Consider the following 23,353-nt stretch of genomic DNA (forward strand, 5'->3'; position numbering starts at 1 on the left):
GCCCGCGCGGCGTTATGCCTGACAGAACGCGATTTTACCCGACCTGTCCGGGCACGCTCCAGTCGGCGCGCAGGATCGAGCCGGTGCTCGAATCCGTGATGAACAGCGTGCGCTGCTGCGGGCCGCCGAAGGTCACGTTCGTGATCGTGCGTCCCGCGCACGATGCGATCTTCGCGATCCCCTCGCCGTGCGCGTTCAGCACGAACACCGCGCCGAGCGACGCGTGGGCGACGAACAGGTTGCCGTCCTCGTCCATCGTCAGACCGTCGGGGCCGCTCACGCCGTAGAACTGCGCAAAGCGTCCGACCTTGCTCGCGCTGCCGTCCGGCAGCAGCGGCACGCGCCAGACCGCGTTGTCGCGCGTCATCGCGACGAACAGCACCTTCTGCCGGGCGTCGAGCACGAGTCCGTTGGGGCTCGGTCCGTTGCCGATCAGGCAGTCGAGACGCCCTTGCGGCGTGAGCCGGTACACACGCCCGGTCGGATCGTGCAGACCGGTTTGCCCCTGGTCGGTGAAGTAGATGTCGCCGTTGCGCGCGACGATCAGGTCGTTCACGCCCTTGAAGCGCTCGCTGTTGCGCCGCGCGAGCAGCGGCCGCACGACGCCGTCCGCCGGATCGAGCCGCATCAGCCCGTTGCGGTAGTCCGCCACGATCAGACGGTGCTCCGGGTGCCACGCGAGCCCGTTCGGCTCGCCGTCGTACACCGCGATCTCGCGCCACTGCAGATCGGACGCGATCTGGAAGATGCGGCCGTGCGGAATGTCGACGACGTAGAGGTTGCCCTGCGGATCGAAGCACGGCCCTTCGATGAAACAGTCGACCGGCTCGCCGCCCTTGTTCGCGCGCGACCACTCCGACACGACGCCGTGCCTGCGCAGCGCATCCGGCATCGTTGTGTGAACAACCGTCGTGACGACCGGCGCAAGCGCACTCCAGCTCACGGCGTGTCTCCTTCCGGCTGACGAAGATGGCGCTCCGGCGCGCCGGTGTAGCGATACGGCATCTGCCGCGGCATCGGCCCCTTGTTGCGCTCCGCGCGGCCGCGCTGCTCCCACGCATGCGACAGGATGCCGACCGCGCGCGACAGGCAGAACACCCCGCGCGCCAGCTCGGGCGCAAAGCCGAGTTCCGCGTAGATGACGGCGGTCGCACCGTCGATGTTCATCGGCACCGGCCGGCTCTTGCGCGCGCGCAACAGCGCCTCGATCGCGCGGCCGGTCGCCGCGTAGCGGCCGGACACGACGCCCGCGGCAGCGGCCTCGTCGACCATCGCGAGCAGGCGTCCCGCGCGCGGGTCGACCGGATGGAAGCGATGCCCGAAGCCCGGCAGATACTTGCCCCGCGCGGCGACGAACGCATCGACCTCGGTCTCGACCGCCTGTTCGAGCGACACGCCCTGCGTCTGCGCGCGCCCGATCGCATGAAACAGCTCGACCGCCTGCTGCCCGGCGCCGCCGTGCACGTCGTCGAGCGTGTTGAGCGCCGAGGCCATCGCGCCGTTCAGCGGCAGCCCGCAGCTCACGGCCATCCGCGAAATCGCGATCGACGGCGCATGCGGGCCGTGATCGACCGATGCGACGAGCGCCGCTTCGAGCAGGCGCGCCTCGCCATCCGTGGGCAGCTCGCCGCGCAGCATCAGCCAGATCATCTGCGGAAAGCTCACGGCGCCGATCAGTTCCTGGATCGGGTAGCCGCGCACGCGGATGGAGCCCGGGTGAATGTCGATGATCGACGTGCTCCAGTAGTCGGCGGCGAGCGCCGTGAAATCCTGTTCGGGGGGCATCAGTGCGGCTCCTTCGGTTGCGGCCAGGCGGGGTGAACGGCAAGCCGTCGCTCGACGGCCTGCGCGAATGCAAGCAGGCCGAAATCGTGCGCGCGGCGGCCGGCCAGTTGAAACGAAACCGGCAGTCCGTTCGGCGCGAAACCGCCGCACATCGCAATGGCGGGCTGGCCGGTCAGGCTGAACGGCGAGCGCGCCTGCTTCGGCATCGTCGCGTGCAGCGCGGCCGCGTCGTCGATCCGGCACGGCAGCGCCATCGAATTGGCACAAAGCAGATAGTCATACGACGCGCCGAGCGCATCGAAGAACTGCGTCACGCGCTGTTGCGCGGCGAGCGCGCGCGCATAATCGCGCGCGTCGACAAACGCGCCGGCCAGCATGCGGCGCCGGCTCGTCTGCGAGAGGCCGCCTGGTTGCGCACGCACCTTGTCGCCGTATTGCGCCCAGCATTCGCGGCTCATGATCACGAGATTCGCAGCCCGCATCGCGGCGAGCGGCGGCGTGTCGACCCGGTCGACCTGCGCGCCGGCCGCCGCGAGACGCGCGGCCACGTCGTCGAGCACGCGGGCGATCGCGGGGTCGCAGTCGTCGCGGTGAAACGCGTCGAGATACGCGACGCGCGCGCCGTCGATGGCGCCGTGCGCAGCGGGCGTATCGCACGCGCGCGAGCGGTCGCGCAGCACGTCGAACAGCAGCGCCGCGTCGTCGACCGTGCGCGCCATCGGCCCGACGTGATCGACCGACGGCGCGACCGGCAGCACGCCGTCGACGGACACCGCGTGCCGCGTCGGCTTGAAGCCGACCACGCCGCATGCCGCGGCGGGCCCGCGAATCGAGCCGCCCGAATCGGTACCGACCGCGAGCGGAAAGAAACCCGCGGCAAGCCCCGCCGCCGCACCGGAAGACGAGCCGCCCGGATGCAGCGACGTGTCCCACGGATTGCGGGCGGGCGCAAACGCGCTGTCGAAGCTCGGGCCGCCGAGCGCGAATTCGTGCGTCGCGAGCTTGCCGAACACGATCGCGCCGGCCTCGCGCAGTTGCGCGACGCATGCGGCGTCGGCCGTGGCGACGTTATCGAGCAGCAGCGACGAGTGAAACGTGGTCGGCACGCCGCGCACGTCGATCATGTCCTTCAGCGCCACCGGAATGCCGTGCAGCGGGCTGCGCGGACCGCTGCGGCGCAGCGCGTCGTCGCACGCGCGCGCCTGCGCGAGCACGTCGTCGCGATCGAGCGCGATGAACGCATGAATGTCGCGCTCCCAGCGATCGATGCGCGCAAGGTAATGACGGACCAGCTCGACCGCGCTCAGCCGGCCTGCGGCAAGCTGTGCGCCGAGCGCGCGCACGGAGCAGGCGTCGGGATTCATCGTTGCGCCTCCGGCTGCGGGGGCGCCGGCGGCGTCCAGTCGTCCAGTTCGCGCAGCGCGGCGCACATCGCCGCCGCGGCCTCGCGCGCCCACTCCAGGTCTTGCGGGAATGCGCGGCGCAGCGCCGCCAGTTCGTCTTCGGTCATCGCTTTCTCCCTGCGCGCCGCGCACCGGTGCGCGGCCGATTCAATGCGTGCGGCCGCTCAGCGGCTGATGTCTTCGAGCGCGAGCCCCTTCGTTGCAGGCCCCATGATGCCGATCAGCAGCATCACGAACACCATGCAGCCGCTGATCATGTAGAACACGCCGGTCGCGCCGAAGCCGCGCAAAAAGAACGCGACGAGAAAGCCCGAGAAAATCGCGCTCAGGCGGCTCCACGCATACACGAAACCGATGGCGCGCGCCCGCACCTCGGTCGGATACAGTTCCGACTGATAGGTCTGGAACGAGTACGTCATGATCGTCAGCGCGAGGTTCATCGCGAAGCCGAATCCGATCAGCCCGGCCGAGCCGGTCTGGCGCGCGAACAGCAGCCCGAGCACCGCAATCGCGCCGGACGACGCGACCAGACTCCACTTGCGCTCGACCCGGTCGGCGAGGCAGAAGAACAGTGCCGGCCCGAGCGGCAGCGCCATGGACATCAAAAACGAATACTGCAAGCTGTGCACGAGGTTGAAGCCCTTGTTCGCGAGCAGCGCGGGGATCCAGTTGCTGAAGCCGTAAAAGCCGATCACCGATACCGCGTTGAACAGCGACATCATCACGGTGCGCTTCAGGTACGGCGCCTTCAGGATATCGGCAAAGCGCCGCTGCGTGGTGGGAGCCGCATGCCGGTGCGGCACGGGCGCAGGCAGCGCATGGCCGCACTGACGCTCGACGATGCGCTCGATGCGCTCCGTGATGCGCGCCGCCTCGTCATGACGGCCGCGCGACACGAGCCAGCGCGGGCTCTCCGGGATGCCGAGCCGCATCAGCCACACGAGCAGCGCGCCGGCCGCGCTCGCGAGCACCACGCAGCGCCACCCGTCGATCCCGAACGGACGCTGCGGCACGAGCCACCACGACATCAGCGCGACCACCGGCACCGCGCAATACGGCACGATCTGCGTGATCGCGAACGCACGGCCGCGCAGATCCTTCGGCATCAGTTCGGCGACGTACGTGTTGATCGTCACCATCTCGACGCCGAGCCCGATGCCGGCCAGCAGCCGGCACAGGTTCACGCCGAACGCACTGTGCTGCAGCGCCATCAGGACACTCGCCGCGGTATAGCCGAGCAGCGCGACGACGAAGATGCGCCGGCGGCCGAAGCGGTCCGCGAGAAAACCGAGCCCCATCGTGCCGATGAAAAGCCCGAGGAATGTCGCGGCGACGAAGGCCGCGATGCTGTTCATCACGAAGAGCGACGTCGACGCCTTCGCAAAGAGTCCGCTTGCGACCAGCCCCGGCGCGATATACCCGGTCATGAACAGATCGTAGAACTCGAAGCAGCCGCCGAGCGACAGCAGCAGCACGATGCTCCAGATATGGCGCGTGGCGGGCAGCCGGTCGAGGCGCGCGACGATCCCGCGCGCGACCGCTTCGCTGCTTTCCTCGCGAACGGCCGCGCCGGCGGGTGAAGTGCGCGGCGCATCGGCGGCCGCCGCGGTAATCGATGATCTCAAACTGTCCTCCTGTCTCGTGGGCTCATTGACGCTCATGCGTTCAGATCGTGCCGGCGGCGTGCAGCTGCGCGATCGCATCCGCGTCGAAGCCAAGCGCCTGCAGGCGCGCCTGCGTGTGTTCCGACAGATACGGCGCGCGTCCCGCCGGCGCGCCGGGCGCCGGCGCGCCGGCGGCGTCGGCAAAGCGGAAGCCCGCGCGCGTCACGCGCTGCTCGCGCTCGCCTTCGGCAAACGTGTGCACGAAAGCGCGGCGCGCGATCTGCGGCTGGCCGATCGCGTCGGGCACGCTCAGCACCAGCCCGGCGGGCACGCCGGCCGCGATCATGCGAGCCTCCCAGTGCGCTGCGCTGTCGGCGGCGAGCGCCGCTTCGATTTCACGCTTCAGCGCGGCGCGATGCAGCTTGCGGTTGTTGCGCTCGCGAAAGCGCGCGTCCTCGGGCAGGTCCGGCCGGCCGATCAGTTCGCACAGCGCGACGAACTGGCGGGTCTCGTTCGCGGCGATGTTCAGCATCCCCTCCCCGCACGCGAAGGTGCCGGACGGCGCGGCCGTGAAGTTCTCGTTGCCCATCGGCGTGGGCTCGACGCCGGCGTTCAGGTAGTTCGACACGACCCAGCCCATCGTCGAGAGCATTGCTTCGAGCATCGATACGTCGACGATGCGCCCCTGCCCGCTGCGTTGCGCGGCGAGCACCGCCGCGCAGATCGCGAGCGCCGCGGTCATTCCGCCGACCGTATCCGCAACCGGATAGCCGACGCGCAGCGGCGTGCTGTCGCTGTCGCCGGTGACGCTCATCGCACCCGACATCCCCTGGATGATCTGGTCGTATGCGGGCCGATGCGCAAGCGGACCGTCGTTGCCGAAGCCGGAGATCGCGCAGTAGACAAGGCGCGGATTCAGCGCGAGCAGCGACGGCGCACCGAGCCCGAGACGCTCCATCACGCCGGGGCGAAAGTTCTCCACGAGCACGTCGGCCTCGCCCGCCAGCCTGCGCAGGATGTCCTTGCCGGCCTCGTGCTTCAGGTTCAGCGTCATCGACGCCTTGCCGGCGTTCACCGCGACAAACGACGCGCCCATGTTGCGCGCCGACGCCGCCGGATCGGCGCCGAGCCGCCGCGCGAGATCGCCGCCATCGGGATTCTCGATCTTGAGGACATCGGCGCCGAGCAACGCAAGCTGATACGTGCAGAACGGGCCGGACAGGACATTCGACAGGTCCAGCACGCGGACGCCCGAAAGAGGAAGCGGGATCATGGGAAGCCTTTCCGACTATTCTATCTGACAGAACGTCGTTCTATAAATGAGATGGCCGAATGCTAGTGCTCGATCCGATGCCGCGGGTATAGGGGGTTACCCGGAGAACGAGGCCGCGTGCGGTGCGACCGGCGTCCCGTGACGGGATCGGACACCCCGTATTGGGCGAAAACCTGCACGGGTGCCGCACACGGTCGGATGAAACCGGATGTTCCGCGCTACGATCCGGTGGCCGCCGAGCAAGGGTGGTGAAGATGACCGGCTTTCTTGATCGGATACCGAAGGCGCCGCATGGCGTTTCTTCGGCCGGATGGCCCAACGTCGGGCGTTCCGGCGCAGGCGCAGGCGCACGCACAGGCACAGGCGCAAGCAGGCGCTAGCGCTTGCGCCAATCCACTGTCGCGCGCATCGAGAGCCGGGACCGGATCGCCGCTTCGAACGGTTTCTTCCATTCCAGCAGCCGTTTTTCGAACAGCCGCCACGACAGATCGGCGAGCAGCAGCGCAACGAGGAACTGCAGCACAACCGGCAACGCGACCTGCACCCCATGCGGCACGTGAAAGCGCGCATACCACCGCGGCGCTTCGCCGAGCCTCGACGGAATCAGGTTGTGGAACAGATAGAACCCGTAGCTGACGGTACCCAGATAATTGAGCGGCCGCGTTTCGAGCACGGCAACGAGCCGGCTGTCCTGCCGGTTCACGATCGACAGGAACACGGCAAGCAGCGAGAACGCGAGGCCAATGTCGAGCCAGCCCGCCACCGCGCCTTCGACGCGCGGGCCCGCCGCCCAGGCGCGCCACGCGAGAATCGCCGCGACCCCGGCGATGCCGGGACCCAGTAGCGGCGCGGCGCCCGCGATCCTCTGTGCGTCGCGCCCCCGTGCACAGAGGATCGCGCTCATGCCGCCCAGCGCGATCAGCGCGAAATTCCACGGCGAGCACGCATAGACGAGCGGCGCGCTCGCGCCTTGCGCATCGAGCGCGACGTGCACGCCCGCCGCGACGACCACGAACGCCGCGCACAGCGCCGCATGCCGCGACGCGCGCGAAAACAGCAGCACGAAGGGGGCCGCCAGATAGAACTGCTGCTCGACCGCGAGGCTCCAGAAATGCGACACGGTGCCCGCCCAGCCATCGTGGACGAAGCCGATCCAGTAGTCGGACAGGTAAAGGAAATGCCACGGCAGGCCGAGATCCACGTCGCACTGGTAAAAGAAGCGATGCGCGATCGCGAGCGCGACGAGCAGCAGGTAATAGACGGGGAAGATGCGCAGCCCGCGCTTCATGAAGAAGACGCACATCGCCGCATTCCGCGTCTCGCGCGCGGCTTCGATGCGGATCCGGCTGCGATGCAGCTCGCCGATGATCAGAAAGCCGCTGATGAGAAAAAAGAGCCACACGCCGAGCTGGCCGACGTCGACGCTTTCGACGTGACCCTTGTGAGCGAGGAACACGAGCGTCACCGCGACTGCCCTTGCGCCGTTGAGACCCTTCACGTGCCCGGAAGCTTCGCGCATCGCCTTGCCTGCCTGCGTGGGTGCGTAGTGGGCTACCCAGTGTAGCGGCACAAATATCGAAATTTATTCGACGCGCCGCATCGGGCCGGCCCTTCGCCGGACGCCCGCCTGCACGCCGATCCGGCATTTTTTTGTCGTTTCTTTTCTTTTTTGTCGGGTGACGTCAATGCCCGATGCAGGCCGGCGCGGCGTTCGTCATGGCAAATCCGCGATGCGCGATGCAGGAAACCCGACCGACGATCACGTGAGGTCTATCGGCAACACGCGCCCGAAGTTTAGCGATGCGCGCGGGACTGCAGTAAGATGGCTCCCCCGTTCTGGAAATCCCGCAATGCAAGTGCTGGTTGACGCAGATGCCTGCCCGGTTGTCGTCAAGGACATCCTGTTTCGCGCCGCGCGGCGCACCGAAGTGTGCGTCACGCTGGTCGCGAACCAGTATTTGCGCACGCCGCCTTCCCGTTTCATCAAGGCGCTGCAAGTGCCGGCGGGCTTCGACGCCGCCGACAGGCGAATCGTCGAGCTGGCCGGGAGCGGCGACCTCGTGATTACCGCGGACATACCGCTAGCCGCCGCGGCCCTCGACAAGGGCGCTCACGTGCTCGATCCGCGCGGAAGCTGGTTGACCCGCGAAAATATCCAGGAACGCCTGACGATGCGCGACGTCATGGACCAGCTGCGCAGCGCGGGCGTCGCGACGGGCGGTCCGGCGCCATACACGTCGCAGGACGGCAAGACGTTCGCGGGACAACTGGACCGGTTCCTCGCGCGCCACGCCGCGCGGCCCGGTGCGCCTACCTGAAGCCGATGCGCGCACAACCTCCGACCCGCCGCCAGCCGGCGCCGTACCCGCGACTCCGCCGCAGCGGAGCCGCTGTTCCAGCGGATCCGCGCGCTCGTCTCTCCTGAGGATGTCGCTGTTCCGGTCGTCTGCGGAGCGGTTGTTTTCGTAGCGGCCCCCGGGACGGTGCGGGACATCGACGCGATCCCGGCGCCGACACTCACGCCTGTGCGAGCGTGCGCCGCAGCGCGGCAAAGAACAGCGCCGACTGCAGGCGTTCCTGCTGCGCCTGCGCGGCCACGCGCTGCGCGACGTCGGCTGCCGCAGGCCGCAGCGCGCGCCCGGTCGAGCAGGCGAGCACCTGCATCGTGCACGCGCGTTCGAGGTAGTAGAGATCGTCGAACGCGTAGTCGATCCGCTCGCCGCACACCACCACGCCGTGATTGCCGAGGAAGCCGATGTCCTTGCCGGCCAGCGTGCGCGCAATGCGCTCCCCTTCCGCGACGTCGAGCGCAAGACCGTTGTAGTCGGCATCCCGCGCAATGCGGCCGTGAAACCGCATCGCGTTCTGCGACAGCGTGGTGTCGAGCGCGCCATCCGCCGTCAGCGTCAATGCGGTCGCATAGGGCATGTGGGTGTGCAGCACGCAGGCGTGGCCCGCTATCCGGTGGATCGCGGCGTGAATGAACATGGCCGTGGGTTCCACCGCGTGCTGTCCGGCGATCACGCCGCCCGCCGCATCGACGATGACGATGTCATGCGCCCTCACCTCGCTCCACATCAGCCCGCGGGGATTGAGCAAAAACAGCCCTTCGTCGCCGGGCAGCGCGACGCTGAAATGATTGCAGACGCCCTCGCCCAGCCCGAAATGCGCGGCAGCGCGCAGCGCGAGCGCGAGGTCGCGCCGCAGCGACGCCACGTCCTCGCGATGGAACAGTTCGTTGCCGGCCGCCTTCGCCGCGGCACGCGATATCCCGGTCACTTCGTATCTCTCCTGTTGGTGCGATCCGGTTGCGCGGATCGTCGTTGCAACGCGCGATCATGATGGCCAGATCGCCGCCGGGCGGCGCAGGTTGTGCGACATGTCGAGCGCGATCACGCGCGGCAGATGCCGGATCCCGATGCAAGACGAGAGGACTTCCAGGGCGCTTTCCCGCGTCATCGGACAGTCGTTGTTGCACGCCGCGGCAGTATAAACCGTTGCCGGGGGCGGGCCCTGCAGCACGGCTACGCGCAATGCTTCGAACCGGCCCGCATCCCGTTGTGCCGGCTGTCTCGTGGCCCTTGCACGAAGCGCCTCGATGCCGCCTTCGTTGAAACCCGTTCAAATAATCCTTGCGGGGAATATTAGCGCTCCCGGCAAGCTGTAATCCTGGGTACCTGAACAACGGAAGCCTGAGGATGGAAGCGCCAGTCATTAGCGACGACTTCTGGACGCTGATCGAACCGTTACCGCCACAACCGAAACCTCCAGGGAAGAGCGATCCGGGCCGCCCGTGCGTGCCGCACCGCACGGCTCTCAACGGCGTCCGGTTCGCTACAAAGACCGGATGACGTGGGAACCACTTGCCAACGCGATTGGGATTCGGCTCAGGAGCAACCTGTTGGCAGCGACTGCGCGACGGGCAGACAACTGGCGTATGGAACTGCCCGCACGATCTGCCGTTGACGAAACTTCGCGAGGCGGGCTAGGTCTCCGTCGATTCTTCGTCGGTACAAGCCGTTAGGGCGGCCGGAAAACGGATCCGAACCGCACGGATCGCGCACGCCCCGGTTCGAAGCACCGCGTCCTCGTAGACGCCAACGGCGTACCGGTCAATGCGACCCTCACAAGCGCGAATGCCGTTGCTCGTCCACAGGATCTCGCCAGCGCGCGACGTGTGTGGTCGTCCTCTTCGAACACTCAGAATTCTCTATGCCGCTCGACACCATCATTTCGCCGCGTCAACTACGAGCCTCGCCCACATGGCATCACGATAGTGCCCCGGCTCGTTACAGAAGACGATATAACGACCTGGTTTGAGGACGAACTGTGCCGTGACAGTCTCCTGCGGATTGAGGTCCTCCACGCCTTGCAGAGCACGCAAGCTCGCTTCCTTTACCTGCTGCGTCTTCTGATCGTAAGGCAGTGCGGTGCCAGCGCCAGACCATGGCGCGATCAAAAATTCGTGCTTTAACGCATGAGACTCATTCGTGATCGCAAACTCGACCGGACCGGCAGGGATTGTCGACGGCATCAGTGTCAATGACATCCCCTTGCCTCCTCCATCTGAAAGTCGAACCGTCACAGTGGACGGCTCAACCGCTAAAGCGCCAGTCGATACCGCGAGGAGACCCGCGGTCACCACCGCCTGTAATGCATTCGTCTTCATGACTCTTCTCCCGTGCGACACCGATCCATTGCCATATGAATGGCGCAATAGTCCGATTGGGGACTTGATGTCGAATGTAATGCTCGCCGCCTTAAGATTGACTTAAGGCATCGCACAGGATCTGGCTGGCGCTCTTGTGCATCCGTGACAGGGGATACGCCCCCCCATTTCATGACCCGGCATATTTTCAGCAGAGCAAATTGACTCTCATCGCCATGCGTCACAAGCACCGTGTTAACCGCGTCTTAAGCATGGCGTTCTAGACTGAAATCGCTGGAACACAAAGACCAGCATGCCCCAACTACGGAGGTATCTGTCATGAACACCATCATCAAGGCGCTTGCCCTGTCGCTCGCCATTGCCACGCCGATCATGGCGTTCGCGCAACCCTCAAACGATTCATTGACCCGCGCGCAGGTGGAAGGGCAACTGATCCAGCTCGAACATGCGGGCTACAAGCCGAACAAAACGCAGTACCCTGCGGACATTCAAGCGGCCGAAGCTCGCGTGGCGACACAATCAGGCACGGGTTACGGCAGCATGGCAATTGGCACTTCGCAGTCCGGCCATACCCTCTCGCGTCACAACTGGAATGCGGAATACAGCCATCACTGACGACGAGCCGAGCAAAACGACCGCATGCGGATACTTCAGGTAGACGACGATGACCTGACCGGAAGCGGCTTGCAGCAGGGGCTGCCGGGCGAGAGGTTCGTGCTGGACCGGGCCCGGGATGACAACGCGGCCGCCCTCGCCTTGCACACCACGTCATACGGGCTCGCCCAGTTGGATCCCGGCCTGCCTGAACAGGATGGGCCGACTCTGCTCGCGCGCATGTCTCAGCAAGGACATGTGCGCGACGTCCGACTATGAAAGCCACAGGATCGAATTGCCCGACGGGCTGGATCGTCAAACGAACTCGCTGATGGCGCCATAGTGGCTTCCTGGTAAATCCCCACAAGACTGATCCGATTTTGATTGCGGCCGATGGACATTCCTCTGCGCCTGGTGTGCACTCGCCTGTTTATCACCCGAACGGGTGGGTACGTTTGATCAAGATTGACGGCATTGCAGGTGAGGCGCAGGACGGCATTCATCAAGGTCAGATTGATGTTACGGGCCGCCTCCGGTAAAACAGTAAGCATTCCTTTATTATTTAAAGGTCTGGTAGCGATGCGGGCAAGGCCACGATCGACGACCCGGCGTTCGTCCATGCGATCGATCGCGCCAACCCCACTCTGATGCGCTGCTGTCCGACGGGTCGCCCCATTCCCAAGGTCGTGCCGACCACGCGCACAGCCGGTGGCCTACCGTTCGGATTTCTCAGGATCACAATGGGCGACGTCGTGACTACCGGCGTCCACCCGACTGCGGCTGCGGGGAAGTATGGGGAGCGCGTGACGCTTTCGTTCGCACGCGTGAAGCAGGAATACACCGTGCAGGGTCAGTTGGGAACGACTAAAAGGGGGCTGTGACGGCTCAGTTCGACGTCAAGGAAAACCTCGAAAAGTAGCATGCCAAAGTTCAACTACCTGGCATTGACAGTCGGCATCGCAGTGTCGGTCGGGGCTGCGTATTCCACCTGCAGCACGCTCGCCTATATCGGCTCGACCCACACGGCGGACGGGGCGGTGGTCGCGACACCGATCGGCCCGCATCACCCCGATGTCGTCGTCACGGACGTTAACGGAAACAACGTCAGGTTCTCCACGAACGGCCATATTTCCCAGGAAGCGGGGGATCGCGTGATCGTTCGATAGCGTCAGGAAACCCGGAGCGCAGCGCCAGGCTCGATACGTTCGGAAGCCTTTGGGGAAACACGCTGATGCTGCTGGTCGCGTCCGCTTTTTTCATCGTTGCCGGTATGCGCAACGCTCCGTTTCGGGGATGGGAATGCAGGCATTCCGCAACAAGCCGGTGGGCCTGCTGCGCATCGGCGTGTCGCGGCCTGCGTTCGCCGCCTGGCTGCAGCCGGCGCTGGCCGATTTTCATCGTGCCTATCCGGAGACCCGGCTGGAGCTGAGCTTCGAGGACGGCTTCGTGGATATCGTTGCGCGAGGACTCGACGTCGACGTGCGGCTTGGCGACGCGATCGCGAAAGACATGATCAGCGTGCGGGTCAGCGAGCGCGAGCCGGTCGCGGTCGTCGGCTCACCCGACTACGTGAAGCGGCGCGGCACACCGACACGCGTGGCGGATCTCGCGCGTCACGACTGCATCCGCTTCCGCATGCCGGCCAGCGGCACGATGTTTCGCCGGGAACTCATCGACGGCAGCCGCCCCGTCGAGTTGGAGGTGAACGGGCCCGTCATCGTCAACGACACCGCCGCGAGGCTCGCGTGCGCGCGCGACGGACTAGGTCTTGCCTACGTGCTAGAGGCCGCGGCGAGGGAAGCCTCGTCGGCGTGCTAGCCGCCTGCGTGCCCGTCTTGCCCGGCTTTCATCTGTATTACCCGAGCCGCCGGCAGATCCCGCTCAAACTGCGGTGCGTCGTGGACTTCATGGTGGCCCGCGCACCTGTGCGGCCGGATCGCGGCCGTCGCGGCCGTCGCGGCGCGAAATAACACCCGCATGCGCGGTATCGGTCTGCCCGGGTCTGCCTGGGTCTGCCTGGCATGTCCCGGATGCATCGAATTCCGACACGTGTTCCATGCAGCCGAACCCCATGCGGACAGGCCGTCCAATGTCATACACGACGAATAAAAAAAGCCGTCCCCGAGGGGACGGCGAGAAGATTCTAGCCATTCCGAGGGCCGAGCTAGAACCTGAGAGGGCCTCATTATAAGCACAGCGGCCCTCGGAGTGAGCCAAATCGTAGACACTCCGCGTCAAAAATCTTCTTACATTTTCCTTTTAACCGCGCGTCCCGCGTGAGCACGAACATGCTTCGGGGCAGCGTCACCGCCACGGCGGCGACAGCGCTCGCGACACGTGCTGTCATGGCTCGTCTCTGTTGCACTGCGATAACGGCGCCTCGCCGGTCCGGGCAGGTGCGTGGGCTTCCGGATCCGCGCCGTGCCGACGCACCGTCATCCGTTGCGGAACATGAAGCTATAGGCGCTCAACGCGGGCACGCCGCCAAGATGCGCATACAGCACCTTCGCACCCCGCTCGAATTCGCCACGACGAACCCGGTCGATCATCCCGTGCATCGACTTGCCTTCATAGACCGGATCGGTCAGCATTCCTTCACATCGTGCGCAGAGACGGATCGCCTCCAGCGTGCCCTCGTTCGGCAAGCCGTACTCCGGACCGCCGTAGCGCGTATCGAGCGTCACGTCCTGCTCCTCGATCGTGCGCCCCAGATCGACCTGTTCGGCCGTATGCCGCGCGATGCGCATGATTTGCGCACGCGTCTTCTCGGGCGTCGCGGATGCGTCGATGCCAATCACGCGATCCGCGCGTCCGTCTCCCGCGAAGCCGACGACCATTCCGGCCTGCGTGCTGCCCGTCACCGAACAGACGACGATGTAATCGAACCGGAAACCCAGTTGCGCTTCCTGCTGCCGCACTTCTTCGGCAAAGCCGACGAAGCCGAGACCGCCGAGCGGATGTTCGGAGCAGCCGGCAGGAATCGGATACGGCTTGCCGCCTGCGTCGCGCACGCTTTGCAGCGCCTCCTCCCAGCTTGGGCGAATGCCGATGTCGAAGCCGTCCGGCACGAGCCGCACGTCAGCCCCCATGATCCGCGAGAGTTCGATGTTGCCGACGCGATCGTAGACGGCATCGTGATAGTTGACCCAGTTCTCCTGCACGAGCACGCATTTCATGCCCAGATGCGCGGCCACCGCCGCGACCTGGCGCGTCTGGTTCGACTGGATCCCGCCGATCGACACCAGCGTGTCGCAGCCCTGCGCGAGCGCATCGGGCACGAGGTATTCGAGCTTGCGTGTCTTGTTGCCGCCGAACGCGAGGCCGCTGTTGCAGTCCTCGCGCTTCGCGTAAAGCTCGACCTTGCCGCCGAGGTGATCGCTCAGGCGCTTCAGAGGCTGGATGGGCGTAGGCCCGAACGTCAGCGGATAGCGGGCAAAGCGTTGCAGGTTCATTGAAGATCTCCGGAAAGGTCGACGTGTGAGATCGGCGCGCGCGGCGTCCGGCGCATCCCGGCGACTCGCACTCCGACCCGACGATGATAGGGAGAATCGCAAGAAATGAGCTTGCAAAACAAATCGGCGTAGCCTACGTTGGTTACCGTATTTTCTCACCTTGCACACTTTTGATGTGCCAGACCAATTTTTAACGCAATGAAATTAAACAGGCGATCCACCGCTGCATCCGACATGGCACTCGACCGCATCGACCGCGCCATCCTGCGTCATCTGCAGCAGGACGCGTCGATCTCGAACGTGCGCCTCGCCGCAAAGGTCAAGCTGAGCGCGCCCGCCTGCCTGCGGCGCGTCGAGCGGCTCAAGGAAGCGGGACTCATTCGCCGCGTCGTTGCGCTTCTGGAACCTGCTGCGCTCGACGCCGGCATGCTCGTCGTGATCGGTTTCGTACTCGACCGCTCCACGCCCGAGGCATTCGCCGCATTCGAGAAAGCGGCCCAGAAGGTATCCGGCTGCATGGAATGTCACGTCGTGACCGGGGAGTTCGATTACTTCATGCTGGTGCGCACACGCGACAACGAGAGCTTCAACCGGCTGCACGCGCAACAACTGCTTTATCTGCCCGGTGTGCGTCAGGTGCGCAGCTTCATGGTGCTCAAGGAGATTCTGTCCACGCACGCGCTGCCGGTCTGAGCGTGCGGCACGCATGAATGCGCACGCATCTTGTCCGGCGCGCGTGCGAAGCGCACAATCGGCACGACCAGCACGACTGCCACAACCGGAGCCCGGCGCGCGCCCGGCGGCGCCGCACGTCACTGCCCCGCGCCGCCCCGCAGTACGCGTTCGCCTCGTCCTCGCTGGTTGCCCGTCCGGCGCCCATGCGGGACCGCTACGCATCCAGCCTGCCGCGGGGAACAGGACGCCCCTTCGCCCCCCCTCATGGGCAGTGACTGGAGCACGTCATGCTGAATCACCCTCCCGCCTATCAGGCGACCCAAGGTTCCGCGCTCGATCCCGACAAGACGTTTTATCGCCGCATTGCCGCCGGGCAGGATGATCGCGAACTGATCGAGTCGATCGTCATCCCGATCCGCACCGGGCGTGCGTGGACCGTGCCGGCGGGGCACGTGTTCCGGATCGTCACGCTCGAAGGCCCGCAGGTCGGCGACCTGAACCTGTGGAACCGGCACAATCCGCGCGAACGGCTCTGGGCATCGCGCACGCGGCAGTTGCAGGCCGCCCATGTGAGCACGTTCGACCGCCTGTGGTCGACGCTACCTTTTCTGCGTCCGATGGTGACGATCACCGGCGACAGCCTGGCGAACTACGGAATCGACGAGCATGGCGGCCGCGTGCACGATCTGCTCGGCACCCGCTGCGACCCTTACGTGAACCGGATGCTGACCGGCGAGGACTTCCATTTCCATTGCCACTCGAACCTGACGCGCGCCATTGCCCCGTACGGTTTGACCGAATATGACGTGCACGACGTGCTGAACGTGTTCCAGTGCACGGGGCTGAACCAGGACGACAAGTATTTCATGAAGGCCTGCCCGGCGAAGCAGGGAGACTATCTGGAGTTTTTTGCGGAAATCGACCTGCTATGCGCGCTGTCGACGTGCCCCGGCGGCGACCTCTCGGTGCCGATGTGGGGCCCGGACGCGCGCGATCCGCTCGACGTCTGCCGGCCGCTCGGCGTCGAAATCTACCGCGTTGCCCCGCCACTCCTCGACGGCTGGTCCTCGCCGCCGGTCGCGGCATACAGCGGCCAGCACGGGATGCGCCTGGAACCGCCCGACTGGACATGTGGATGCTGACGATCATGTGCGCAGGCCGGTCGACGCGCGTCGCCGGGCGTGCAGACCCGTCCACGCCGACCGGACCCGATCGCCTGATCGCCTGGCGCCTGATCGCGGCCCCATAGCAAACGCGCCGTCGGTACAAAACCGACGGCGCGATGCCGCACCTTTGCCGAAAAACGGCTGCGCACGCTCTCCCACCCCCGTGGGAGGCGCGCCGCAGCGGGACCGCACAGGCCCTCACCCACGCCAACCCGCTTTTCGTCCGGATGCGCCCCTGTTCTTTTTGTGACGACAGACGAATCGTCCGAACCCTCGATGGAAGCCGGCTGGTGTCTTTTTAGCGCGTATTCGTTTCACCACCGGATCGCCACGAACGGCTCATCCGGCTGAACCAGCACTTCCCGTTGTTATTCGAATGACGTACAGCTTTCTCTCAGGTTATAGCTCTTGCGGCCCTTTAAACTTCTCTCTCCGGATGAGCCCAGGAATATCGCATCGCCTCGGCGCAACGCGTGGGTATTTCTTCCTGGTGTGGGTTTGACCTGTAGTCTCACCCGGATAGCCAGTGTCATCCCCATGCAATGACATGCTGGCAAAACAATCGCCGGATTCGCGATAAACGACCCGGTTAAACAACGTGCGGCCATGTTAGCGATTGCGAACCTGCAATCGCGTTTTATACTCGCATGTGCGCCCGTTTCATCAGCATCCGGTACTCCGCTGCAGAAACGGCGCCACACGCCGCACCGTTCAGACCAGCGCTGGCGTTACAAGTGAATGCATGGTAGTCGGCCGCCCCAGGGCGATCAATTACATGCAATAACACGCACGCGAGACCTCGCGTCATCGTTTCGCTAATTCAGCAGGCAGACGTGTAAGCGGGCCAGCGGCGGCAGCGCTGAAGCTATAATTGAAAAGAATGTAAGATATTTTCCAATGGGCATTTTCGGCGGCTTGCACCGCTTTGCAAACTCGGGCACTATGCCCCGTGCATCGAAGCTCATCGACCCGCGTTCGCGCCGAATGCGGGAGTTGCGCAGGGTTTGCCAGCAAGTCGCCGGGATGACAGGGTGGTCATTCCCGGTCCGAGGCGATCTGGCTGAATCCACGTCCAACAAATTTGCTGGATCGAGCACAGTCAGCCACGGCGGTCCTGGCCGCGGTTCACTGCATTCGGCCCGCCGATCATCGGACCGCCGCCTGCGGACGATGGAGCGAAAACCACTCAGCGATGTGCGATGGCAACACTAAAGAACAGCGAGTCCGGAGAGTTCTGCCTGTTGCGGGCGCCGCATGTTTTCGGGCGAGACGAAACACGCTGCGACACCGTCCTTCCGGACCACCACGTCTCTCGCGTCCATGCGTCCATCCGCTTCAGGAACGGACGGTGGGAACTGCATGACCAGAGCAGCAACGGCACGCTGCTGTGCGGCACGCTGCTGCGCAACGGCGAACATGCGCCGCTGCGCGAAGGCGACATCATCCACTTCGGCAAATCCGGCGGTCCCGGCTGGCAGGTTCACAACCTGGCGGACCCGGTCGACATGCTGTGGCCGGTGCGCCCGCCTGCTCGCCCCATCGCGCTCGACGTCGCCCACGTGCTGCCGGGCAACGCAGCGCCCGCGGTCACGGTGGTGCGCTCGTCCGCGGGCGAGTGGCTGAGCGACGAAAGCGGCGTGCTGCGCGTGCTGCGTCACGGCGACCTCGTGTCGTCGGGCAAACTGAGCTGGCGCCTGCTGCTCGCGCAGCAAGACCTCACGCTTGCGCTCGCCAAACCCGCTACCCTCGCCACGCCGCCGCAGCGCATCGAGTTCGCGGTGAGCCAGGACGAGGAGCACGTGCATGCGGTCCTGCATACGCGCGGCGGCACCGTGGATCTCGGCGAGCGCGCGCATCACTACTGCCTTGCCACGCTGGCGCGCGCGCGCTTCGCGGACGTGCAGGCCGGCCACGACGCCACCTCGCAAGGCTGGCTCGAAGTGGATGCGCTCGCCCGCATGCTCGGCATCGACGTGCCGCATGTGAATGTCCACATTCATCGCGCACGCGCGCAGTTCGCGGCGCTGCCCGGCAACGGCACGGCCGAGGTCGTCGAGCGCCGCCGCGGCAGCGTGCGTTTCGGCGCGGTCGCGTTCCGGGTGTTTCGCGGCGACCAGCTCGAATGCCAGTGGCTGCCGCTCAAGGCGGCGTTCGGCCTCCTTCCTCACGCGACATCCGATACCCTGATGCAGCGCGCGCCGCATTCGTAGCCGCGTCATGGCCCCCGTGACCGAGGCTACGGCCGCCGACTCGCACGCGCTCACGCGCACCCTCACGCTCGATGCGCCCGGCACGCCGCCGTCCGCCGCGCCCGACCCCGCGCCGGCCGCCGAGGTGCAAGGCACGCATCGCTATCGCCTCGGCGCGCTGCTTGGCGCGGGCAGCGGCGGCTGGGTGTATCGGGCCGAACGCGTCGACACCGGGCAAACCGTTGCGATCAAGCTGATGCGCGAGGACAGCGTGCGCAGCGCCGCCGAACGCGAGCGCGCGCGCGCTCGCTTTGCACGCGAGACCCGCTTGTGTGAATCGCTGCACGATCCGCACATTGTCGCGCTGCTCGACAAGGGCGAATTGCCCGACGGACAACTGTTCGCCGTCTTCGAGTTCGTCGCGGGCAAGACGTTGCGCGACGTGCTCGCGGCCGAAGGCGCGCTGTCCGCGGTCACGACCGGCAACCTGATGACGCAGGTCCTCGAAGGGCTGGCGGTCGCGCACCGGCAACGCGTCGTGCATCGCGACCTGAAGCCGCAAAACGTGATGATCACGACGGTCGACGGCGCCCTGTGCGCGAAGATTCTCGACTTCGGGATCGGCGCGCTGCTGCCGGACGCGGCCCAACCCGACATGCGCACGCTGACGCAGTCGGGCGACGTCCTCGGCTCGCCGCAGTACTGCGCGCCCGAGCAGTTGCGCAACGAAGCGCCGACGATCCGCACCGACCTGTACGCCTGGGGACTGCTCGTCATCGAATGCCTGACGGGCCAGGCCGTGATGCAGGGCGCGAGCATCGCCGAGATCCTCTATCAGCAGTTGAGCCCCGTCGACGTCGCGCTGCCGCCGGCCATTGCCGCCCATCCGCTCGGCACGGTGCTGCGGCTCGCGCTGAACAAGGACCCGCGGCAGCGCGCCGCCTCGGCACAAGCGCTCGCCGAGCCCTTCCGCGCGCTGCACTTCGAGGCGCTGGTCGGCGAATTCAATTATCGGCGAGGCTCGACGGCGCGCCTGCAGGCGAGCGGCGCAGCGGCCTCGGGCGCCTACCGCCAGGTCACCGCGCTGTGCTGCCACGTCGGCTTCGCCGACGATGCGGCATACGAAGCGCAGGCCGCGGACCCCGCGCTTCTCGACGCACTCGAAGCGCGCGAGCAGCAGTGGCGCACCCGCTGCGCCGACATTGCCATCGGCTACGGCGGCGAAGTCTGCGGCAAGCTCGGCGACACGCTGCTCTTCTACTTCGGCACGCAGGACGGCATCGATCGTCCGGCGCGCCGCGCCGCCCGCGCGGCGCTGGACATGATGCGGCAAGCGGGCCGCGCGCCGCACGACGCGGGCACGCCGGCCATTCAGGCACCGGTGGAGGTCGCGATCGCCCTTCACGTCGGCCCGGTCGTCGCGCAGGGGCCGCTCACGGGCGGCGGCGCAACGGCGGCGGCGGCCGCGAAGCTGCTGCGGCTCGCGACGCCCGGCAGCATCCTGCTCAGCGAAAGCGCGCGGCAGTCGCTCGAGCGCCACGTCCACTATCGCGGCACACCGCTGCGGTTCGCGCGGGCGGGACATCCGCCGCAGCCGGTCTTCGCGCTGCTCGGCGAACGTCACGAGCATGTGCCGTTCGATGCGCTCGATCAACGCGACATCCCGCCGCTCGTCGGCCGCGAGCGCGAGCGCGAAACGCTGCTGCGCGCGTGGCGCGCGGTCGTTGCCGCATCGGATGCGCCCGATGCACCCGATGCGCTCGATGTACCCCATGTACCCAACGCACCCGGCGCGCAGATGCCCCCGCGCTCGTCGCGGCTCGTCGTCGGCGAGCCGGGAATCGGCAAGTCGCGCCTCGTCTACGATCTCTGCGAAACCGTGCGGCGGGCCGGGCATGCGTTCGCGTGGTGCGCATGCCTGCCCGAGCGCATCAATCAGGCGCTCTTTCCGGTGCTGCGCTTCGTGGCCGCGCATGGACAGATCGACGTCGACGGCGACGTCGCCGAGGCGCTCGCCGCGCTCGACCGGATGATCGCGCCGCTGCCCTGCAATCATGCCGCGGCGCGCGCGACGCTCGCGGCCTGGTTCGGGCTCGCGAGCGAGCCCGGCCGGCTGCCGTGGTCGAGCGCGCGGCAGCAGGAGGCGCTGTTCGACGTGCTGCGCGCGATCGTGGTCTCGCTCGGCGACGGCGGCCCGGTGATGTTCGTCGTCGAAGACGTGCAGTGGATCGACCAGGCGAGCGCGGACTTCCTCGAATCGCTGCGGCGCGCGCCGTCGTGCCGCAGCGTGTGCATCGTGATGACGTCGCGCCCCGAATCGCTCGAACGGTGGCGCGCGAGCACCGAGCGCACCACGCTGCGGCGGCTGTCGCACACCGACACGCGCGCGCTGATCGCGAAGCTGCTCGACCGGCCCGGGCTCGACACCGGCGCCCTCGAGGCGCTCACGAAGCGCACCGCCGGCATTCCGCTGTTCGTCGAGGAGATCGTGCGCGAGCTTGTCGTGAGCGGCGCGCCGCTCGACGCGAGTCCGCCCGGCGACGAGTCCGGCACGCCGGAGCAGCAGCCGCTGCCCGGCACGCTGCGCGACATGCTCGAACTGGCGTTCGACCGGATCGACGGCGCGCGCGACATCGCACAGCTCGCGGCAACGATCGGGCTCGAAGTGGACGCGCAACTGCTCGCGGAAGTCGCGTGCTGCGAGCCCGACGCGCTCGAAGACCATCTGAAGCGCCTGCTCGAAGCGCGCGTGCTGTACGCGCAGCACCGGCTGGGCGGCCTCTCGTACGCGTTCCGTCATGCGCTGATCCGCGATGCCGCTTACGAATCGATGCCGCCGGCGATCCTGCACCGCAACCATGCGCGCGTCGCGCGCGCGCTCGGGATACGGCCCGAGCGCGGCAGCGGGATGCGCACCTTCAGCATCGCACAGCATTTCGTGCGCGCGCAGGCATTCGAAGAGGCCGTCCCGCACGGCATTCGCGCGGCGCAGCGCGCGCTCGAACGCGCGCTGCACGAGGACGCGATCCGCTACGCGCAAACCGTGCGCGAATGGCTCGCGCACTGCGACTATGCGGGTCAGGCGCGCGACGCGGCCCGCGCGGACCTCACGCTCGTGCACGCGATGATGGCCCGCTTCGGCTGGGCCGACCCGCAGGTGTCCGCGCACGCCGAACGCCTGCACGCCGGCGTGCGCAGCCTCGACGACCCGCAGCTCATCGCGAGCGTGCTCTGGACCGTCGCCACGCGGCATCACGTCGCGAGCGACCGCGAAGCGGTGCAACGCATCGTCGTCCAGCTGCTCGGCCTCGCGGCAAGCTCGAAGGATCCCGGCATCCGCGTGGCCGCGCACGCGATGCAGGGCATGAGCCTGTGGATCGACGGCCATTACGCGGCGGCGCGCACCGCGCTCGAAGCGGCGCTCGCCGCGCACGACATCGCGCGCGACGCGGACCATCGGCGCGTCTTCGGCCTCGATACCCGCGCATGGTCGATGTCCGCGCTTGCCAGCGTAATGTGGAACATGCAGGACGATCCCGAACCCGCCCTCGCGATGGCGCGCGACGCGGTGCACAGCGCGACCTGCGCCGAACATCTGCCGACGCTCGGCGTCACGCTGATGTACTTCGCGCGCATGCAGCAGTGCGCCGGCGACCGCGACGGCGCGCGCGCGACTGCCGGGATCATCCTGCGCCTGTCGCGCATTTACGGACTCCACGCCGTCGAGCGCTATGCGGCCGTCGTGCACGCGTGGGCGGACGACGACCGCGACGCCGCCGTCGCGCACATCGATGCGCTGCGGCGCTCCGGATGCGTGCTCGGGCTCACGTACTACGCATCGCTCGTGGCGGAAATCGACGCCGCGCGCGGCGACGCGCGCGCCGCGCTGCGCGAGATCGACGCGTGCCTCGCCCTGTGCGACGAGATCGGCGAGCGCTACTACGAGGCCGAACTGCTGCTGAAGAAAGCGCAGTACCTGATCGACACCACGTCGCGCGCATCGTATGGCGCGGCCAGCGAAGCCTGCCACAAGGCGCTCGCCCTCGCGGGCGCGGCGGGCATGTCAAGAACCGCGACGAAGGCGCGCGAGCTGCTCGCGCGTCTTCGTCAGCCGGGGTAGTACCGACGTAAGCAGCGCCCATATGATTCCAATGAACGGAGAGTGCGATGAGTAATCTCGACAACAGTTTTCCCACGTACCACCAGTTTCTCGAATACCGCGCGGTCATCATTCAGGCCATCGCGGTCGCGTGGCATGACGAGGCGTTTCGCGCGCGCCTGAAGGCCAATCCGAAGGAAGCCCTGCTCGAACGTTTCGGCTATCGCTATCCGTTCAATCTCGGCCTGAACGTGCAGCTCGACACGTCGAAGTGGACACTGGCGACCAACGGCGGCTGGACCACGCTCGAAAACAACGTGCTCGAACTCGTGCTCCCGCCGGCGCCGGAAAAGCGCGAAGAGTACGCGGTCGCGCTCGCCGCGTATAACGCCAAGCACATCAGCGTCTACGACGCCGCCGCCTGATAAAAAAAGGACTCCATAA

Annotated in this window: 22 protein-coding genes and 1 pseudogene; 12 read left to right on the forward strand and 11 right to left on the reverse strand. The window is 66.7% G+C overall.

The genetic code is table 11. The features are described 5' to 3' along the window. Positions 1 to 34: 34 nt before the first annotated feature. The 7 genes from AC3AP7_RS27965 to AC3AP7_RS27995 all read right to left on the reverse strand — a co-directional run bounded on the left by AC3AP7_RS27965 (position 35) and on the right by AC3AP7_RS27995 (position 7,584). The gene (locus AC3AP7_RS27965; RefSeq protein ID WP_487365042.1) at positions 35 to 892 is read right to left on the reverse strand and encodes an SMP-30/gluconolactonase/LRE family protein; all 858 of its coding nucleotides are present in this window, start codon (positions 890 to 892) and stop codon (positions 35 to 37) included. A gap of 47 nt (positions 893 to 939) precedes the next feature. Further along, positions 940 to 1,785 (reverse strand): citryl-CoA lyase, encoded by an 846-nt coding sequence (locus tag AC3AP7_RS27970; protein ID WP_487363541.1) that lies wholly within the window; start codon positions 1,783 to 1,785, stop codon positions 940 to 942. Continuing rightward, on the reverse strand, positions 1,785 to 3,149 hold the full coding sequence (locus AC3AP7_RS27975) for an amidase (RefSeq protein WP_487363542.1): 1,365 nt from the start codon (positions 3,147 to 3,149) through the stop codon (positions 1,785 to 1,787). The genes AC3AP7_RS27970 and AC3AP7_RS27975 overlap by 1 nt, the downstream gene beginning before the upstream one ends. After that, positions 3,146 to 3,295, reverse strand: a complete 150-nt coding sequence (locus AC3AP7_RS27980) for a hypothetical protein (RefSeq protein ID WP_487363543.1) — start codon at positions 3,293 to 3,295, stop codon at positions 3,146 to 3,148. Before AC3AP7_RS27980 ends, AC3AP7_RS27975 begins: the two co-directional genes overlap by 4 nt. 57 nt (positions 3,296 to 3,352) lie before the next feature. After that, positions 3,353 to 4,849 (reverse strand): MFS transporter, encoded by a 1,497-nt coding sequence (locus AC3AP7_RS27985; protein WP_487363544.1) that lies wholly within the window; start codon positions 4,847 to 4,849, stop codon positions 3,353 to 3,355. 4 nt (positions 4,850 to 4,853) lie between these two features. After that, positions 4,854 to 6,065: a CaiB/BaiF CoA transferase family protein gene (locus tag AC3AP7_RS27990; protein WP_487363545.1), complete on the reverse strand. Its 1,212-nt coding sequence runs from the start codon at positions 6,063 to 6,065 to the stop codon at positions 4,854 to 4,856. Positions 6,066 to 6,441: 376 nt separating this feature from the next. Beyond that, complete coding sequence (locus AC3AP7_RS27995) at positions 6,442 to 7,584, reverse strand: acyltransferase family protein (protein ID WP_487363546.1); 1,143 nt, start codon at positions 7,582 to 7,584, stop codon at positions 6,442 to 6,444. A 331-nt stretch (positions 7,585 to 7,915) separates the two neighbouring features. Here AC3AP7_RS27995 and AC3AP7_RS28000 point away from each other — a divergent pair, with 331 nt between their 5' ends. Beyond that, positions 7,916 to 8,383, forward strand: a complete 468-nt coding sequence (locus tag AC3AP7_RS28000) for a YaiI/YqxD family protein (protein WP_487363547.1) — start codon at positions 7,916 to 7,918, stop codon at positions 8,381 to 8,383. 199 nt (positions 8,384 to 8,582) lie between these two features. Here AC3AP7_RS28000 and AC3AP7_RS28005 read toward each other — a convergent pair whose 3' ends face one another. After that, positions 8,583 to 9,335: an aldolase gene (locus tag AC3AP7_RS28005; protein ID WP_487365043.1), complete on the reverse strand. Its 753-nt coding sequence runs from the start codon at positions 9,333 to 9,335 to the stop codon at positions 8,583 to 8,585. Between the two features lie 66 nt (positions 9,336 to 9,401). Next, positions 9,402 to 9,524 (reverse strand): hypothetical protein, encoded by a 123-nt coding sequence (locus tag AC3AP7_RS28010; protein WP_487363548.1) that lies wholly within the window; start codon positions 9,522 to 9,524, stop codon positions 9,402 to 9,404. A gap of 239 nt (positions 9,525 to 9,763) precedes the next feature. On the opposite strand from AC3AP7_RS28010, the pseudogene AC3AP7_RS28015 reads away from it, so the two are divergent. After that, a pseudogene (locus AC3AP7_RS28015) lies at positions 9,764 to 10,288 on the forward strand (transposase); the annotation flags it as partial. A gap of 5 nt (positions 10,289 to 10,293) precedes the next feature. On the opposite strand, the gene AC3AP7_RS28020 reads toward AC3AP7_RS28015, so the two are convergent. Further along, entirely contained in the window at positions 10,294 to 10,734 is a 441-nt protein-coding gene (locus tag AC3AP7_RS28020; protein WP_487363549.1) for a hypothetical protein, read from the reverse strand. Between the two features lie 318 nt (positions 10,735 to 11,052). Here AC3AP7_RS28020 and AC3AP7_RS28025 point away from each other — a divergent pair, with 318 nt between their 5' ends. The 5 genes from AC3AP7_RS28025 to AC3AP7_RS28045 all read left to right on the forward strand — a co-directional run bounded on the left by AC3AP7_RS28025 (position 11,053) and on the right by AC3AP7_RS28045 (position 13,146). Further along, positions 11,053 to 11,349: a DUF4148 domain-containing protein gene (locus AC3AP7_RS28025; RefSeq protein ID WP_487363550.1), complete on the forward strand. Its 297-nt coding sequence runs from the start codon at positions 11,053 to 11,055 to the stop codon at positions 11,347 to 11,349. Between the two features lie 24 nt (positions 11,350 to 11,373). Then, positions 11,374 to 11,607 carry a hypothetical protein gene (locus AC3AP7_RS28030; protein WP_487363551.1) on the forward strand — a complete coding sequence of 78 codons (234 nt, stop codon included), beginning with the start codon at positions 11,374 to 11,376 and terminating at the stop codon, positions 11,605 to 11,607. Between the two features lie 344 nt (positions 11,608 to 11,951). After that, positions 11,952 to 12,209, forward strand: coding sequence for a type VI secretion system tube protein Hcp (locus tag AC3AP7_RS28035; RefSeq protein ID WP_487365044.1), 258 nt, complete (start codon positions 11,952 to 11,954; stop codon positions 12,207 to 12,209). Positions 12,210 to 12,248: 39 nt separating this feature from the next. Further along, complete coding sequence (locus AC3AP7_RS28040; RefSeq protein WP_487363552.1) at positions 12,249 to 12,494, forward strand: hypothetical protein; 246 nt, start codon at positions 12,249 to 12,251, stop codon at positions 12,492 to 12,494. Positions 12,495 to 12,627: 133 nt separating this feature from the next. Next, the gene (locus AC3AP7_RS28045) at positions 12,628 to 13,146 is read left to right on the forward strand and encodes a LysR substrate-binding domain-containing protein (RefSeq protein ID WP_487363553.1); all 519 of its coding nucleotides are present in this window, start codon (positions 12,628 to 12,630) and stop codon (positions 13,144 to 13,146) included. 617 nt (positions 13,147 to 13,763) lie between these two features. Here the strand turns inward: AC3AP7_RS28045 and AC3AP7_RS28050 are convergent. After that, positions 13,764 to 14,780: a 1-aminocyclopropane-1-carboxylate deaminase gene (locus AC3AP7_RS28050; RefSeq protein ID WP_487363554.1), complete on the reverse strand. Its 1,017-nt coding sequence runs from the start codon at positions 14,778 to 14,780 to the stop codon at positions 13,764 to 13,766. 198 nt (positions 14,781 to 14,978) lie between these two features. On the opposite strand from AC3AP7_RS28050, the gene AC3AP7_RS28055 reads away from it, so the two are divergent. The 5 genes from AC3AP7_RS28055 to AC3AP7_RS28075 all read left to right on the forward strand — a co-directional run bounded on the left by AC3AP7_RS28055 (position 14,979) and on the right by AC3AP7_RS28075 (position 23,334). Beyond that, positions 14,979 to 15,473: an Lrp/AsnC family transcriptional regulator gene (locus tag AC3AP7_RS28055; RefSeq protein WP_487363555.1), complete on the forward strand. Its 495-nt coding sequence runs from the start codon at positions 14,979 to 14,981 to the stop codon at positions 15,471 to 15,473. 269 nt (positions 15,474 to 15,742) lie between these two features. Then, positions 15,743 to 16,597: an urea carboxylase-associated family protein gene (locus AC3AP7_RS28060; RefSeq protein WP_487363556.1), complete on the forward strand. Its 855-nt coding sequence runs from the start codon at positions 15,743 to 15,745 to the stop codon at positions 16,595 to 16,597. Between the two features lie 1,223 nt (positions 16,598 to 17,820). Further along, entirely contained in the window at positions 17,821 to 18,831 is a 1,011-nt protein-coding gene (locus AC3AP7_RS28065; protein WP_487363557.1) for an FHA domain-containing protein, read from the forward strand. A 7-nt stretch (positions 18,832 to 18,838) separates the two neighbouring features. Continuing rightward, a complete protein-coding gene (locus AC3AP7_RS28070; protein ID WP_487363558.1) occupies positions 18,839 to 22,930 on the forward strand; it encodes a TOMM system kinase/cyclase fusion protein in 4,092 nt (1,363 codons plus the stop codon). Between the two features lie 47 nt (positions 22,931 to 22,977). Beyond that, positions 22,978 to 23,334: a BMA_0021/BMA_0022 family TOMM bacteriocin gene (locus tag AC3AP7_RS28075; protein WP_487363559.1), complete on the forward strand. Its 357-nt coding sequence runs from the start codon at positions 22,978 to 22,980 to the stop codon at positions 23,332 to 23,334. Positions 23,335 to 23,353 lie beyond the last annotated feature (19 nt).

The organism is Paraburkholderia sp. PAMB 6770, from assembly GCF_057748135.1.